The organism is Candidatus Nitrosocaldus islandicus, from assembly GCF_002906215.1.
Lineage (GTDB): Archaea > Thermoproteota > Nitrososphaeria > Nitrososphaerales > Nitrosocaldaceae > Nitrosocaldus > Nitrosocaldus cavascurensis.
The window spans coordinates 1162995-1178127 of the sequence record NZ_CP024014.1; the positions used below are offsets into that span (position 1 = coordinate 1162995).

At 38.0% G+C, this 15133-nt stretch carries 17 protein-coding genes; 6 read left to right on the top strand and 11 right to left on the bottom strand.

What is annotated here, in order from left to right:
- The first annotated feature begins 369 nt into the window (after positions 1-369).
- The 5 genes from CRG89_RS06060 (at position 370) to CRG89_RS06080 (ending at position 4008) form a co-directional block, all read left to right on the top strand.
- The gene (locus tag CRG89_RS06060) at positions 370-558 is read left to right on the top strand and encodes a ribbon-helix-helix domain-containing protein (protein WP_103287396.1); all 189 of its coding nucleotides are present in this window, start codon (positions 370-372) and stop codon (positions 556-558) included.
- Between the two features lie 321 nt (positions 559-879).
- The gene (locus tag CRG89_RS06065; RefSeq protein ID WP_103287397.1) at positions 880-1161 is read left to right on the top strand and encodes a hypothetical protein; all 282 of its coding nucleotides are present in this window, start codon (positions 880-882) and stop codon (positions 1159-1161) included.
- Positions 1155-1379, top strand: coding sequence for a hypothetical protein (locus tag CRG89_RS06070; RefSeq protein WP_103287398.1), 225 nt, complete (start codon positions 1155-1157; stop codon positions 1377-1379). The genes CRG89_RS06065 and CRG89_RS06070 overlap by 7 nt, the downstream gene beginning before the upstream one ends.
- A gap of 183 nt (positions 1380-1562) precedes the next feature.
- Positions 1563-2420 (top strand): hypothetical protein, encoded by an 858-nt coding sequence (locus CRG89_RS06075; protein WP_103287399.1) that lies wholly within the window; start codon positions 1563-1565, stop codon positions 2418-2420.
- A gap of 70 nt (positions 2421-2490) precedes the next feature.
- Positions 2491-4008, top strand: a complete 1518-nt coding sequence (locus CRG89_RS06080) for an ATP-binding cassette domain-containing protein (protein ID WP_103287400.1) — start codon at positions 2491-2493, stop codon at positions 4006-4008.
- A 55-nt stretch (positions 4009-4063) separates the two neighbouring features.
- On the opposite strand, the gene CRG89_RS09000 is transcribed toward CRG89_RS06080, so the two are convergent.
- The 5 genes from CRG89_RS09000 to CRG89_RS06105 are packed head-to-tail and all read right to left on the bottom strand — an operon-like array spanning position 4064 to position 7333.
- On the bottom strand, positions 4064-4810 hold the full coding sequence (locus tag CRG89_RS09000) for a DUF1616 domain-containing protein (protein WP_197706709.1): 747 nt from the start codon (positions 4808-4810) through the stop codon (positions 4064-4066).
- A complete protein-coding gene (locus CRG89_RS06090) occupies positions 4792-5445 on the bottom strand; it encodes a hypothetical protein (RefSeq protein ID WP_103287401.1) in 654 nt (217 codons plus the stop codon). Before CRG89_RS06090 ends, CRG89_RS09000 begins: the two co-directional genes overlap by 19 nt.
- 5 nt (positions 5446-5450) lie before the next feature.
- Positions 5451-6134 carry a hypothetical protein gene (locus CRG89_RS06095; protein ID WP_103287402.1) on the bottom strand — a complete coding sequence of 228 codons (684 nt, stop codon included), beginning with the start codon at positions 6132-6134 and terminating at the stop codon, positions 5451-5453.
- A 6-nt stretch (positions 6135-6140) separates the two neighbouring features.
- On the bottom strand, positions 6141-6350 hold the full coding sequence (locus tag CRG89_RS06100) for a hypothetical protein (protein ID WP_103287403.1): 210 nt from the start codon (positions 6348-6350) through the stop codon (positions 6141-6143).
- A gap of 59 nt (positions 6351-6409) precedes the next feature.
- A complete protein-coding gene (locus CRG89_RS06105; RefSeq protein ID WP_103287404.1) occupies positions 6410-7333 on the bottom strand; it encodes a hypothetical protein in 924 nt (307 codons plus the stop codon).
- Between the two features lie 104 nt (positions 7334-7437).
- On the opposite strand from CRG89_RS06105, the gene CRG89_RS06110 reads away from it, so the two are divergent.
- On the top strand, positions 7438-8010 hold the full coding sequence (locus CRG89_RS06110) for a hypothetical protein (protein WP_103287405.1): 573 nt from the start codon (positions 7438-7440) through the stop codon (positions 8008-8010).
- A gap of 234 nt (positions 8011-8244) precedes the next feature.
- Here the strand turns inward: CRG89_RS06110 and CRG89_RS06115 are convergent, their stop codons facing one another.
- The 6 genes from CRG89_RS06115 to CRG89_RS06140 all read right to left on the bottom strand — a co-directional run bounded on the left by CRG89_RS06115 (position 8245) and on the right by CRG89_RS06140 (position 15129).
- The gene (locus tag CRG89_RS06115; protein WP_103287406.1) at positions 8245-10158 is read right to left on the bottom strand and encodes a PQQ-dependent sugar dehydrogenase; all 1914 of its coding nucleotides are present in this window, start codon (positions 10156-10158) and stop codon (positions 8245-8247) included.
- 1358 nt (positions 10159-11516) lie between these two features.
- The gene (locus CRG89_RS06125; RefSeq protein WP_103287408.1) at positions 11517-12200 is read right to left on the bottom strand and encodes an IS5 family transposase; all 684 of its coding nucleotides are present in this window, start codon (positions 12198-12200) and stop codon (positions 11517-11519) included.
- Entirely contained in the window at positions 12190-12387 is a 198-nt protein-coding gene (locus tag CRG89_RS08810; protein WP_158648758.1) for a transposase, read from the bottom strand. The genes CRG89_RS06125 and CRG89_RS08810 overlap by 11 nt, the downstream gene beginning before the upstream one ends.
- Before the next feature lie 69 nt (positions 12388-12456).
- On the bottom strand, positions 12457-13239 hold the full coding sequence (locus CRG89_RS06130; RefSeq protein ID WP_103287409.1) for a CDP-alcohol phosphatidyltransferase family protein: 783 nt from the start codon (positions 13237-13239) through the stop codon (positions 12457-12459).
- Positions 13220-13990 (bottom strand): phosphocholine cytidylyltransferase family protein, encoded by a 771-nt coding sequence (locus tag CRG89_RS06135; RefSeq protein ID WP_103287410.1) that lies wholly within the window; start codon positions 13988-13990, stop codon positions 13220-13222. The genes CRG89_RS06130 and CRG89_RS06135 overlap by 20 nt, the downstream gene beginning before the upstream one ends.
- Positions 13991-14010: 20 nt before the next feature.
- Positions 14011-15129 (bottom strand): iron-containing alcohol dehydrogenase family protein, encoded by a 1119-nt coding sequence (locus tag CRG89_RS06140; protein WP_103287411.1) that lies wholly within the window; start codon positions 15127-15129, stop codon positions 14011-14013.
- Positions 15130-15133: the final 4 nt, after the last annotated feature.

A 15133-nucleotide genomic window follows, 5' to 3' on the forward strand; every position in this document is an offset into this window, starting at 1 on the left:
AATGAGCATCGCTTGGTTGCTCAACGCACTTCTTTATCTACATGGCTTTGTACCTCCAGTAGCATATACACTTTCAAGCATGGTAATTGTTAGGACTGTTATCATAGATAGCAAGCTTGTTATTGTAAGTTTATTAATCATCGAAGATAAATCGTTGTAGATATTGCACTGTTCACAAATGTAATATACATTCTATAACTATACGATAGATTATATTATCACTAACTTAGTATAATTTCTGACTGTATTTACCATTCATGTATTATAATGGCAATTTATTACCTGTAGATGACTAAGTATACCATATTTTACATAAATATGTAATTACTATATAAAACTTAAAATATAGTTCAAAGAAATAGATGGTGCATGGCTAGAGAAGACTGGGATTATATACCATTGCCTAAGGAGATGCTCAAAGAACTCGATAGATACCTTGCTAGTAGCGAGGCAAAGAGGTATGGTATAAGGAGCAGGGCAGAACTGCTTAGATTCATAGTAAGAAGGTTCATGGATGAGCATCTATTGCAACCTACTCAGGTTAAGCAGCGTATCTAGTACTTATTATAGGTGAAGGTAAAATACTTCCAACAAAATTGAATAAAAATTTTACTTCTAAATTTATATATATTAACGTTATAGTTTAAATATTTTGACAATTTAGAGAAAAATATGAATAGAATTCCCATATTTAGGGATAAATACAGTAAAGCTGACAACATGGGGTATAAAATAAAAATACAGGATCTTATTGGGATTTTTCTCCATACATGGAGAAATATCAGCATAGACTGCATTCATCCCATCTTTAGCAGGTTAACATTGGTAGAGAGAGTGCAGATAATTCATTCATCATCTCTTCTGACAAATAAACTGCATATGAATAAGGATACAATAACTAGGCTCATGAACCTTGGTATAGTGGAAGAGGACGAAGAAGGGGTTATAACGTTAACAGACAAGTACATTAGGTATCTAGATGAGGTATGCAGATTCTTAAGCAGCAGATGCAGAAATGCATACATCGATGATCCATACTCTCTCATGCTTGATAGCAATGCATATGCAATAACCTCTTGGGTAGGCACCATGAAGGAGAGCGAACTTGTTGAGATGCTTAGTGTTGTTATGAGTATATGGGGTGAGATGCTGCTATGGTAGTATCCATGCATATACTGGATGAGGATCTTAGGATACAGATGGCATACATATTAGGTGTGTTGGTAGGCAAGGGCTTGGATGATCCAAAGGCTATATGCATGCTCCTAAAGGAGTGGGTAAGGATAAATGAGCCAGAGGTTGAAGATAAGGATGTAACTACAACTATAGCAGAGATTGTGCAAGTGGTGAAGAGGATAGAGCGCTGGAGGTACTGTTAGGAGGTGCAAGTAAATGGTAAATAATATTAACATTCCCCATATTAGGAGATGTAAGTCATGTTCTTACATAAAAGAAATATATGCTAGTGACTTATGCAAAAGATGTTACTATAGATTCTATATGCGCTGGTGGAGGGCAAAAAATAAGAAAGTTCCCATAATAAGGGAGGATGAAGTATAAGTATGACTCTAGAGGCTCTAGCATCATACAACATAAAGAAGCAACAACTCCTTGAGGAGTATAGAAGGTTCAACAGGTTAAAGGCTAATGATATAGCAGAACTTGCAGAGGAGTTGGAGCTTATGGGCTACCCAATAGATAGGATAGTTGATAAGCTGCTTAGGGATCTAGGGGAGGAGATCTCTAAAGCAGTTATACTCAAAGCAGTGCCAGAGAAGTATCTGAAGGTAAAGGGCAAAAACAATAACAAGATGGGTAATGATAACTACTACAATTCAGTTGAGGGATATGGTGATTATGGGCATGGTATAGAAGGTAGGGCTATTGATAGTGAGTATGGAGGTGGTTCAGGAGTTGATTACAATGGTGATGGTGGTGGAAGAGGAAGTAGCAAGGAGATACTTCTAGCAATAACAGATGCACAGATAACTTTAGAGGATCTATTGAGCATGGTTAAGGATCTTACAAGTAAGTTAAGGAACAACCCTGCTCTGTTGAAGCAGTTAGAAGAGGAGCAGGAGGAGGTTAGATCACATATAGCAGGAATGAATGAGAGCGTCAAGGCTATACGCTCAATACTTGATGAGATAAAGAGCAGTAAGGATCTTGATATGAGGGCATACATAAGGGAGTTACAGGAACTATGCATACACCTACTCTCGCTATCATACTCCTACAGGCATATAGCAAAGGTATTTGGCATATCAGCAAAGTGGGTTAGCAAGATAGTTAGAGAGCGAAGTATAGAGCATCTTCCAAGTGTGTACATAAGGGTTGATAAGGATGTGAAGGCAGGAGAAGAGATAGATATACTGCCATATGCTGTAGCATTGTACAAGAAGAAGAAGCAAGAGGAGTAACAACTAAGCATAAGAACCTAATTTTTATTGTACCTAACCATATACTTTTTATCATTTCTAAGGATCCTTCATGCTATTCTCCATAGATGTTGTATTTGAGCAAGACTATCCTAGAACAGATAGAGCAATAGATGTTGCTCAAGCATTTGGGATAGCCCTTAACACAAGGATATTCAGAGTGCTAGATGCTGTAAAGGTTGATGTTGAGCCTGGGGATGTTGTATACATAACTGGCGAGTCTGGATCTGGCAAGTCTATACTGCTTAGGACACTTGCAGAACGTATCTCTAAACATAAGATATTCGGCAAGGTATGCATTGCTGATAACATCAAGATAGATGAGGATGAGATACTTGTGGAGAGCATAGGTTCTAGCACTGATGATGCACTGAGGCTACTAAGTAGCGTTGGGCTTAACGATGCGTATCTATTCCTTAGACGCTACAGGGAGTTGAGTGATGGGCAGAGGTACAGGTATAGGGTAGCAAAGGTTCTAGCAAGAGAGAGTAGGTATGGAGTGCTAGTATTTGATGAGTTCTGCTCAACCCTAGATAGGGATACTGCCAAGGTTGTTGCGTACATGCTCCAGAAGATTGCAAGGGCAAAGAAGAAGACCTTGTTGATTGCAACTGCACATGATGATCTTGCTGATGATCTCAAGCCTGATGTGCTTATACGCAAAGGCTATGGCTCTAGGATAAGCATAGAGTATGGTAGAGGTAAGAGCATAGGCAGGTTTACTGTTAAGAATTATGATGGTAATAGTAGTAGTAATAGTAACAGTAGTGTTACTATTACTGCTAGTAGTAATGTGAAGGATGGGAGCTATGGTTCAGATCATGAATGCTCCCTCCTCAAGCATGTTAGGATAGAGAAAGGTTGTATAGATGATTGGCATATGCTAGAGGAGTACCACTACAGGGGTAGTAGACCTTATGGAATAAAGCATGTATTCAATGCAACTCTCAAGGGGGAGGTTGTAGGCATCATACTCTACAGCATGCCAGCACCATCTTGCAGGGGAAGGAACATAGCGCTTGGAAGAGTACCTAGCATAGGGGAGGTTAACAGGGATTTTATAACTATAAGCAGAGTAGTTGTGCTACCAAGGTTTAGAAGCATAGGCATAGCAAAGATGCTTGTAAGGCATACAATGCCTCTAGTAGGGAAGAGGTATGTTGAGAGCATAGCTGTTATGGGTAGATACAATCCATTCTTCGTCAAGGCAGGGATGAGAGAGATAGTATATGAGCCTGATAGGAAGTATGTTAGAGTACTGAAGGAGTTGGAGAGTTATGGGTTCAATTGTAGGCTAGCAGCAAGTAGAGATTACTGCTACTCAATTCTGCAAGGTATGGATGATGATACTGTAGAGGAGGTTCTGAACGTAGTGAGCAAGGTAAGGTTTGCTGTAAGTAATGCAATTGGTAGGAGTAGAGAGTACTCAACCACTGCACTACATGATAGGCATATACTTGCCAAGGCAGTAGCAAACATTGCAATGCTTGCTCAGGAGAAGCACTACTACATATGGGAGAATCCTGAACTATCTGTAAAGGTTAGTAAGTCACACCTAACTGGTTGTTAGACATTCTAAATAAACCGTTAACAAGGATATTTTGATTATCTGAATTTTCATCCTCCTAATCATCATCCTCCTCTCCTCTCACAGTTTTAACATTCATCATATACGCTCTATAAACACTTGCCAATGCAAGTATTATGCTTAAAGCACTCATAGATGCAACAATTGGATCAAGCCTTATGCCCCATGGACTGTAGTTCAATAGGAACCCTGTCAATGGAACAACAGCAAGGCTCAAACCTATACTCAACGCTACCCTCTCTATTACATCCATCTCTCTGCTAGGGAAGAGCAACTGCACTAGAGCATAGCCAGGGATGAAGAGCACAAAGGCCCCTCCTACAACTATCCTTACAATGCTCCATGGTATTGCATCTGGAAGCACATATATTGTTAAGATGGTTACAGCAGTGACTATTACAGTTATCCAGAGTGTCATGCTCAGATACATATTCTTCAGGTAATCCTTGAATGATGTTATGCTTGAGTTGTATAGCATTATAGCCTTCTTATGTGCAAGCCTCCTAACAGCATCTAGAATATCATCTATGGTTATTGATGAAGAGGAAGAGGAGGAAGAAGAGGAAGAAAAGAGCCTTGTCTTGATAAGATCGTTGTTCATCAGCATATCAACTATATCCTTAACCTTACTACAGTTGTTCCTTACCGCATAGAGCACGAGTTGCTCAAGCATATCATCCCTATCCTCTATCTTGAGGATCTGCTCTATGCTCTTGTACTTGATCTTATTATTCTTATCCTTGCCTGCCCCTACCTCTTCTTCCTCTACCTTACGTTGAACCATATCTGATTCCACACACTCCTCCTCTCATTCATACTATCTAGCCATGAGAACTCGAATACTCTACTCTCTGGATTGTACCTCCATAGTTCCATGACAAGCCTGAAGTTCCTCCCATCTTTGCTCTTAACATCTGTGCTTATCCTCTCACCATTGATGAGCATCTCCTTAATTACAACATATCTACCCCCATCATCGCCACTCTCCCTTGTAACAGTTGCTACACTCCACTTCAAGGGCATAGTTATTGTTGCATCATTAGCAACAACTTGCCTCATCTCATATACATGCTCCACGGGGCTTGGGGTATGCATGTTATCATCTGGTATTGGCATATCAGCATTGAGTAACTTTACCCTTATGGCTATGTACTCTGCACTCCCCATCCTGTTATACACTTGAATATGCCAGAGGACCTCATCCCCCAAGCCTATATCAGGAGTGTTTGAGGGATAGTAGTCTGAGGCCATCATCCCTCTACCTAGAGTGCTTAGGCTCATAAACCTCTCATAATTCCTTGGCACAGATGCAACATATGCTATGCTCATGCTTACTGCTATAAGCACTGCTAATATGATGAGGAACTGCCTAGACCTTAATGGTTTAACTATGTATGAATCTATAACTCTCCCTACCATCTAACTCACTCCTCCTTTACCTCTCTCACATCCATCTCCATCATCCTTGCCTGCATGTAACCCTTCAGGTTCACATATAGTATTGTAGAGGCTACAGATGATGCTAGAGCGCCTATCGGTGCATATACGAGTAGGTTCATGTAGAACCTCTCTGTATTCTCCCTTACCTTCTGCTTATGTAATGTTACAGCATCATCTGCTATAGAGTTGAGCATATCTATAGCAGTTGCAAGACACTCATCCCTGCTTGAGCATGACCCTGGAAGATCACCATGTTCAACCTGCCTTATTATGCTGAGTGCAGCATTGAGCCTCTCAACTAGATGTGAGGTATCTGTACCAGCAGAGTCTGCCTCCCTTATCTTTGTAAGTGCTTGATGCACAAGGTCATCTATATCAGATGCATATGCTAAGGGAGTAGTAGGAAGAAGAAGGGGATGAGGAGGAGTAGGGATGGTTACTATGTAGTTGATGTGGTTATAATTATTAAGATTATGATCTTGATGGATGGTTGTGGTGAATTGTACCAGTAGTAGTGGTAAGGCAAGTACCATTAAGTAATAATAGTAGTAGCGGTATGATATTCCCATTCTCTTAGTCATCAACCTCAGCTGTAGCAGCCTCTTCCCCTTCATCCCTATCCCTATTCCTATCTCTCTCAGTACCCCCTCTTCCTCTACCTTACCCATTCCACATCACCCTATTATAGTTGATATCCTTATTGCTGCTATTACAAGGAATGTTAGACCAGAGCCTATAGCAATTATTCGAAGCCTCTTAACATCGATGAGCACCTTCATCCTCCCATAGTATGGTGCAAGTAGTTCAGATGTTATGAGCAGTATTATTGAGGATACTGCAAGCCACAATCCTATATCCCAGAGATTGAATGCAAATGCGTACATAACAGATCTACCACCATATATACACCCAACCTATCCTATACTCCTGCATATGCATAAATCTATACCATCTCCAAAAGCGAGTACACTGTATCAACCCTCCTCTTCCCAATACTACTCTCCTTAACCATGACTGCCTTGCCAGTGCTTTTGCTTACTGCTAATGCTATGCTTGAGCAGATTGGGCATAGTGCTGTGCTTATACCATGCATGCTAGAGCATATCATTGCAGTATCCCTACCCTTCACAGTAACCCTAACAGTATCATCCTCTCTGCTTATCTCAACTCTATCTGCAAGCATGAACTCCTCAATTAAGAGCCTCTCTATGCTCATGCTCAACTCATCCATGCTCATTAAAGCAAAGTTTGAATCTAACCTGCTCTCAAAGAGGTCTATCAGGCCTTGTGCTGGTGCCTTTATGAGCATGCCTGAATATTGGGATACTGCTGCTGGAGTTTCACCTCTAGCGGATGTATCCTTGCTACCAATGGTATTGCTACTACCTCCATTACTACCCTGTCCATCCCATCCCTCAAGGTACTGACCAAGTTGGATTATGTTCCCTTTTTGCATTATACCATCTTTGTTTACGAAGATGTAGCCTTGGGTAAAGCCTCCAAGCCTGAGTTGTCTTGGATAGAATAGCACTGCCTTGGTAATATCTATATTGTAACCAAGGCTTGATAGTGTAGAATCAATACTCTTACTGTATGCCTCTACCACTGCCCTGAATAAATGGGCAGGGTAGTAGCGTGATGATGTTATATAGTATATAACTGAGCCCCAGAATGTTAGTCCTAAACCTATGAATGTTAGTATGAGCGAAGTGTATATGTAGGAGAAGAGTAATGCTATACCCCCTACTACAAGCATGGGGAGTGCAAATGTAAGCCTTCTAATATCATGCCTGTTAAGCCTTATTATGCTTGCTTGAGGATGATGAGCAACATATTTATATCGCTTATCCTCTACCTGTTCAGTCATTCTTATACTTACCTCTTCTAAGCTTCCCCATATTTATTATTAAGCCTTATGTGTGTTATCTTTCATACTTTATTCTTCAATATAACATAAGCAATTATAACATTATGTCAGGCAATAATAGCGTTAACATACCTACAGCAGGGATAGGAGAAGGTGAGCATACTCTAGAGTTCTATGCCATGGATATGTTGAGTGTGAGAGGTAGCATAAGACTTCTAAACTTCAAAAGGATATCTCTGGATGCTGTTGCAATAGAGTTTGGTAACCCTGTAGTTGTTAGGGATGGCCTTACATTCGTATCCTCATCAACACCAATAACCGTAAGCACACCATACACCCTGCTTAAGGTACAGTACCAGATAGTACCTGCTGGCAATACCCCATCAGATACAGCATGGATAACATCTACAGGGAATAGTGTAACATTCAACCTTCAACCAACGCTGCAGGATGGCCCATACACCATATTCTATAGAGCAACCTCTGGCAACAAGTTTGGTAGTGTTAAGAGCATGACAGTAGTGTTGGATAACACTCCGCCAACTGTTAGTGTAAACATAGAGGATGGTGCTATGCTTACTGATGATGATGTTATAACTATAACTGCTACCGATAATGGCTCTGGAGTAGCAAAGATATTCTATAGGATAGATGGAGGAGAGTGGCAATCTAGTTAAATAATATAACTAAATCACAGCATACCTCCTTATTTATTTATAATATAATAGTTTATTTAATACTTTGTTGTGCTTTGTTGTATAACTATGAGATCTGCAATATATGTGGGGTCTACTTCATAGATCTAACATGACATGGTACTAGAAACGTTAAGAATGGCTATGTTATCAAGTTATGTAACAAAGCAATTGCCAATATTAAATAATATGCAGATATATTCTAGATGATGGCCATTAATAATGTAGTGTCCTTATGAGGTTACTCATCTTGAATATAGAAACAAGAATAAGCATCGCAAGTATAGATATAAGAAGAGCGTTTTCCATAAACTCAGGAACAACAGTAAATGCTAATGTAGCCTCTTTATCATCGTACCTTATCTTGAGAGTAATCTTACTATCTTCCCTACCAAATGTATATGAATGTATAGTTGAACCTACCTTACCTTTCTCTGATAGCAGTACTATACCATCATCCTTAACTATTGTTAGATCATATTCCACATCATTCATGGTTAAGAGTGTCTCCTTATCTATAAGTTCGATGGAGAATATGGTTGGACTAACATTGCTTAACTTACCATCCTCTACTGGGAATACAGATAATCTAACTATGGTATTAGGATCTAGTCTATCATCATCGAAGAACAAGGTCTCATAGGTAGATGTTTTAGTAACCATATCCTTGGCTATTGATACGAACGTATAAGACTCAGAAGCATACATGTAATCTTCATCTCCTAAGAATTCTATCCTCATGACATGCTTACCAGTTAAATCTAGTTGATAATTTATCGATGCAGAACCATCATCCTTAGTTCTAACTGTACCTATAACCTGATCATCCAATATAAAGTTTATCGGTTTATAGAAGATGGGATTACCGTTGATATCAAGCAATACTGCTTTGAATGATATAACATCTCCTTCATAATAGATAAGGTCATGCTTAAGGTGTAAAGATACAGGTTTCCTTTTATCCGCAATATTTGTATTATTCATATCTGTATAGAACTTTATCCTGTATATCTTATTAGCAAGAGTTGATACATATATATCTCCATTACCATCAACTTCTATATCTGTAGGTGTTTCTCCTATTTTCAATGGATAGACATGGAATTCAGATATTCTAGTATAATCTGGTGGAGCTAATTTCACTCTATTCAATGAATTATCATTTAGAGTTAAGAAGAATAGATCGTTAGTAAACTCTGGATATTTGCTTCCTGTATAGAATATCATTTGAGTTGGTGCAGTTGTTATATGACCACTCGACCATAGAGGTTTGACATAATTAGAAGGATTAAAGTTGTATTTAGCAAACTCTTCTTCTTTTACTATAGGCTTATCATATCCCAGTATTATAGGCCAACCATAATCCTTACCCTTATAAAGTATATTCAATTCATCATCTGACTCAGGACCATTCTCTGTAACATACGGTAATCCCGTAATAGGATGAAATGCTATGCCCCATACATTCCTATGCCCTATAGTATATATTGGAGAGTTAGGATATGGGTTATCAATAGGTACGTTACCATCCCTATCTATCCTTAGTATCTTGCCTTCAAGCGCATCTAGACCCCGCTTGAATGGGTTATCAAGTATACGCTTTCTTGATTGAGGAGAATCGTCAGCATCTCCATTTGTTATGTAAAGTAGACCATCTGTACCAAACTCGATAGGTCCACCGTTATGGTTCTTATTTGCTGGTATCTTATCTAAGAGTATCTTCATATTGGTTAACCTTTTTTCTTTATGATCATAAACAAATCTAGATACCTTCTTGTAATATTTCTGATCCACTGGATCTTCATATGTCCAATACAAATATACATAATCATTACTTTCAAATAATGGATCTAATGCTAGACCAACTAAACCCATCTCAAAAGATGGGTCTGGTTCATTTATTCTTAATAACGTAGTTAATTTATTATTAATAATATCTAACAGCTTAATCTCACCACCACGCGTAGCACAGATTATGGTATTGCTATGATGTAAGAATTCAAATATGAAGCCACATTTTCCTATCTCTTCTATTTCGTATTGTATTACACTTTGAGCATGTGAATAAGGTAAGAATACTGTAATATTTAATAATATAACTAATATTATTGTTTGAAATGATCTCTTCATATTTAGTTTAGAAAAAATTTGGAAGACTATTTATATCTTTCTATTATATTAAAGATGTTGTTAAGCCATTAAGTATCGCCCAGTTGTATATTTGCTGTGAAGGCTTTTTAGGAATCCTTACTATTGAGTCTAGGCTTGAATTGTATGGGAAGTTGTTGTAGAAGCGTCTAAGCTTAGCTTTGAGAATGCCGAACCACCTCTCTGATACGGTTCCTCATACCGAAGGTCTCACGCCATAATGGTTTTATACCTAATACTCTAAGCCAAGTTTCTTGAAGGCATCAGGATACCAAGGTCCTTTATCAACGAGGAAGAAGGGTTTGTTCTCACAGCACTGTAACACCTTCTTAAGGAAGAGCTCAGACTCTAAGGATTATCTTGTGAAGCTACATCTAAAGCCAAGACCTTCTTAGTATTCACATCCCTAGCAGCCCAAAGGATGAGCTGACGACCTACAAGCTTAGTCTCATCAACAGCTATACATCTCCTATACCTGTGCTCAGGCTTCGGAAGAACCCTCGTCAAGGCTATGAAAGCATCATGAACAGCAACATAGGATAAGCAGCCTATGAGCTGGGAAGCCCTCCTATAAGATAGACCTGTGAAGCAGAGCAACGCTGCAAAGACCTTCTTCTCCAGAGCAACCTTATTACTCTGAAAGACCCCTACTCTCCCTAACCCTATTCACAGTCACACCTAAAGCTGACATAAACAAAGGCTGGACTCACCAAATGTTAAAATCAGAGATCAACCATCTTGATAAGGTGGTCAAACCTTATCTTAACAACATCCACTATCTGGTATCTAGATCCATATAGCCAGATATATTATATATGTAGCAGAAATTTCTACAGGTGTTGAACGACATCAGATAGAGGGGCATAACCCCTTTAACCAACAACAATATATGATATATAATATATATGATATATCATATATCATATATTGTCTGGAATACAACGGTCTAGTTGTATCATCTACCATTATAATGCTCAAATAGTATGCGTATATTGATGTCATATCAAAGGATATCAAGGCATATGTAAGGATGCCATCATTACGGAGAGTAACGTTTATTATTTGACCATGCCGTAACGCCTGATAAATGAACACACGTGCGCAAGGCATGTGGAGATGACATGAGATGCGTGAAATATAGAACGCCTCCTAGCTCTAATATTACATGAATTCGACAGGAAAACCTAGAACTTTAATGGTATGAGTGAAATTCAATCATTTTTGCTTATATATTTTACCCATTAATAGTGTCAAGATAAGAATTTAGTGCTTTGTTGCATAACTACTTTATTGGTTAATTATACATGGATATCTACCTTATCTTAATTGCATTCTACTACTTATTTTGATGTTATGTTAAGGAATAGGTTGTACAATGATACCTTCAGTGTTAACTCTTTAACCATATTCATATACTTCTTAGCCATAACATGCTCACTAAACATCCTTTTAAGGGAAGAGAATACTGACTCTACTGCTATCCATCTATAGCCATATTGCACATTACTCTTCCATCTCTCATAGTCATGCTGCTCTAATACAGTGTATTGCCTAGGATGATCATAATATCCATCTATGACTGAGTTCCTCCTTACTCTTATAGCAGTTCTTGCATTATCAGCAAGGAACTTAAAATTATCCTTGCTATCGTATGCTCCATCTGCTAGCACCCTCTTCACCTTATTATGCTTCAATACACTGCTTACTAGTTTTCTTAACCTTCTAGTAGTATGTACCTCTTCTGTAGTAACATCCAAAGCAAGTATCCTCTTGCTTTTAATATCTACTGCCACATGTATCTTAATATAACCACGTCTTACCTTCCACCTATGCCTTAACCATTCACCTCTATTTGCTACCTTTATGCCAGTATCATCTACAGCAATGATGATATCTCCTCCATCTTCATTATTATTATTGCCTATGCCTATACTCTTACCATCATCTATCTGTATGTTAAGAGCCATTACCCTCCTATATATGGTAGTATAATCTGGTATTGAGAATGGTAGCTTATCCTCCAATACTTAGTATACCTTCACACTGCCTATATGGTAAGTTAAGGTATACCTTGATGTATGCTACCATGATGATGAATGAGTTAGGGTAGATGAACCTTCTACCCTCCTTACCTCTATTCATCCTCTTTAGCTCAGAACGCCAATTGCATAATGCATTAAAAGATAAGAGGATCTCCCCACGCTTAACCAATGATTCATTATACTTACCAATCCATAACCTAATCTCATATGAGTATATTAAAACTATCTCGCTAGGCAGTTATACAACAAAGCAGTTATTGATGTATTTTTTTTTGTCTAATGAGTATGCTTTCTTTATAATAGTATACATAATTACAAAGAGATTCACACAATAAGCTGATCCAACTAATAATAAGAAGAGGTCTAATATATTAAATATAGCAGCAATAAGCATAGTTAAAGAATATGCACCAGAGTAATGGAATATATTCTCTATTAATTTCTTCATAATATTCCCGTTAATGGTTGGTTTCATATCATCAAAATTCTTGCTTATCACACGCCAACTATTCCTTGCAGCCCATGATGCCAAACTTACTATAGCAGTAAGGGAACCAATATATAAAAATATATTACCGTTTGTAGTAGAAATTATATTATTTAATATATATAGGGTAATCATGTTTTCATTTGCTAAACCAGATAATCCTACTCCAAGCATAAATAGTGATAATACTAATATTATCTCTCCACTCCAGACATCAAGTACGCTTCCTAACGTTGTAGAACCTCTTACTCTTGCTATATTACCATCAACACAATCTAGTATTATTGCCAATTCTATAAGTAATGCTCCTAATATGAACATTATGTAGTCTCCTAATGCTAATAGCAAGGAACCTATTACACCAGTGAATAAGAAGAGTAAAGTGACCTTATTTGCAGATATATCGAAATAGAGAAAGAATATTGCTAGATAATATGAGATTGGTCTTCTAACATAGTATGTCCATATCCATCCTTTCTCATGAGCCTTCGTCTCTAAGTATCTCTTCTTTAACTCATCTATACTTACCTTCATGGCATCCACCTCTTTCTATATCATATGCTATCTTCTTTGCATTGTTAAGGTCCTCTATCGTGTCTATCTCAATGCATGGTAAACCTCTGGTACTACACTTATAGAAGCAATCCTCTCTATTAGCAATCAATCTTATAGCATCCTCATAATAGAGGTTATATTTTCCTTCTTTGAATAGAGATTCTATACTTCTCACCACTTTATGTATCTCTTCACCTGTAAGTTTCATGATGCCTATGTACTCCCCATCAGCCTCCTCTACAGGAATATTCTTACTTATATCCTTGATTATACCATTGCTATTAACCTTGACCTTCATCTCTTCTTCACCAACTTGCTTATGATCATCTACAACAAGTACAGAACCATCTAGCATCAAGAGATATTCAAGTATCTGTGGATGAAAGAGGACATCGCTGTTAAGTAGTATAAAATCTCTATCCATGTACTCTCTAGCAGTATAGAATGAATATATATTGCCCAGAGCAGGTTTATCATTTATTATAAACCTAAATGTTATGCTATTCTGTTTATAGTTAATCTTTACATGCTCTCTAAGTGAATTTGCTGCATGACCAGTTACAACTATTATATTGTTTATTCCATAGTTCATCAGGGCCGATACTGCCATATCAAATATAGTTAATCTTCCAACCTTAAGCAATGTCTTTGGTATGTTATCTGTCAATGGTCTTAGTCTAGTGCTATATCCTGCTGCAAGTATCACTGCCCTATCTACTCTATTTACCATATCAATCACCGTCCCCTCTATTATCTTATATCTTGTAATATTGCTTTACCATAAGCTAGCCTTAGAGCGTTAATGAGCATCGTATCATCTCTAATCAGATCTAATATAGTGAATCTGCCCTTCCTTGTGTATGGAGCAATCCTTATAGCCTCCATGAACTTCTCTACTGGTATACCTATTGAATCGAATGTAGTAGGAAACCCAAGTCTCTTATATACCTCTACTATATCTGTGAAATCTGATCCTCTCAATGCCATTGCAAATAATGTTGAAAAACCAACCTGTATACCATGGGGCTTAGGATTTGCTAGCAGTCTATCAAGTGCATGACTAATCAAGTGCTCTGCTCCACTAGCTGGTCTAGATGATCCTGCTATGCTCATTGCTATTCCGCTTTGTATCAACCCTTCAGCAAGGCATGTTAGGAACTTGCTATCATATATCAACTTGTCTTCGCTACAATCATCACCATTATTACTACTATTATTATCTTTACCATTCTTTAACACATAGTAGATGAACCGTTCAGCAGCATTCCTTGATAAGATCTCAGCAAACCTATCTATCTGTTCATCTTTATGCTCATGTGCAAGCCTCCAATCCTCAACAGCAGATATGTTTGAGATTAGATCCCCTACACCAGCAAGTATAGTATGCTTTGGTGCACTCTTCACCACATCTATATCTACTACTATGCCTATTGGAGGCTGCGATCCTTTACTCTCAATACTCTCAAGTCTTACAACTGCGATAGGTGAAGAGATGCCATCATTAGATAGAGCTGTAGGGAATGCTAACATTGGTATATTCATATTACTGCATGCGTACTTTGCTGTATCTAGAACTTTACCCCCTCCAATAGCCAGTACTAAGGATACTTCATTCCTTGATATAGTATGTTCTATACTGCTTATAGCATGTATGTCATTACTGCTTATGCATAATCTTACTATTGCACTAGAGTCTAACATCGTTGCTATATCATCTGCTATTTTACGTGTATAGCCTGTACCAGATACTATAAGATATCTATCTACTGTTATACCCTCCTTCTTAAGTATATCTTCAAGTCTATCCCTAGCATTCTCTTCTATGTAGAAGAAGTTTGGTATCCTTATGCTTCTTGCTGAGTTACTCATTAAG

Bases quoted from the DNA above. Each gene is read 5' to 3' on its own strand.
- CRG89_RS06060 (WP_103287396.1), top strand. From the start codon at position 370: ATGGCTAGAGAAGACTGGGATTATATACCATTGCCTAAGGAGATGCTC.
- CRG89_RS06065 (WP_103287397.1), top strand. From the start codon at position 880: ATGAATAAGGATACAATAACTAGGCTCATGAACCTTGGTATAGTGGAA.
- CRG89_RS06070 (WP_103287398.1), top strand. From the start codon at position 1,155: ATGGTAGTATCCATGCATATACTGGATGAGGATCTTAGGATACAGATG.
- CRG89_RS06075 (WP_103287399.1), top strand. From the start codon at position 1,563: ATGACTCTAGAGGCTCTAGCATCATACAACATAAAGAAGCAACAACTC.
- CRG89_RS06080 (WP_103287400.1), top strand. From the start codon at position 2,491: ATGCTATTCTCCATAGATGTTGTATTTGAGCAAGACTATCCTAGAACA.
- CRG89_RS09000 (WP_197706709.1), bottom strand. From the start codon at position 4,810: ATGGTTCAACGTAAGGTAGAGGAAGAAGAGGTAGGGGCAGGCAAGGAT.
- CRG89_RS06090 (WP_103287401.1), bottom strand. From the start codon at position 5,445: ATGGTAGGGAGAGTTATAGATTCATACATAGTTAAACCATTAAGGTCT.
- CRG89_RS06095 (WP_103287402.1), bottom strand. From the start codon at position 6,134: ATGGGTAAGGTAGAGGAAGAGGGGGTACTGAGAGAGATAGGAATAGGG.
- CRG89_RS06100 (WP_103287403.1), bottom strand. From the start codon at position 6,350: ATGTACGCATTTGCATTCAATCTCTGGGATATAGGATTGTGGCTTGCA.
- CRG89_RS06105 (WP_103287404.1), bottom strand. From the start codon at position 7,333: ATGACTGAACAGGTAGAGGATAAGCGATATAAATATGTTGCTCATCAT.
- CRG89_RS06110 (WP_103287405.1), top strand. From the start codon at position 7,438: ATGTCAGGCAATAATAGCGTTAACATACCTACAGCAGGGATAGGAGAA.
- CRG89_RS06115 (WP_103287406.1), bottom strand. From the start codon at position 10,158: ATGAAGAGATCATTTCAAACAATAATATTAGTTATATTATTAAATATT.
- CRG89_RS06130 (WP_103287409.1), bottom strand. From the start codon at position 13,239: ATGAAGGTAAGTATAGATGAGTTAAAGAAGAGATACTTAGAGACGAAG.
- CRG89_RS06135 (WP_103287410.1), bottom strand. From the start codon at position 13,990: ATGGTAAATAGAGTAGATAGGGCAGTGATACTTGCAGCAGGATATAGC.
- CRG89_RS06140 (WP_103287411.1), bottom strand. From the start codon at position 15,129: ATGAGTAACTCAGCAAGAAGCATAAGGATACCAAACTTCTTCTACATA.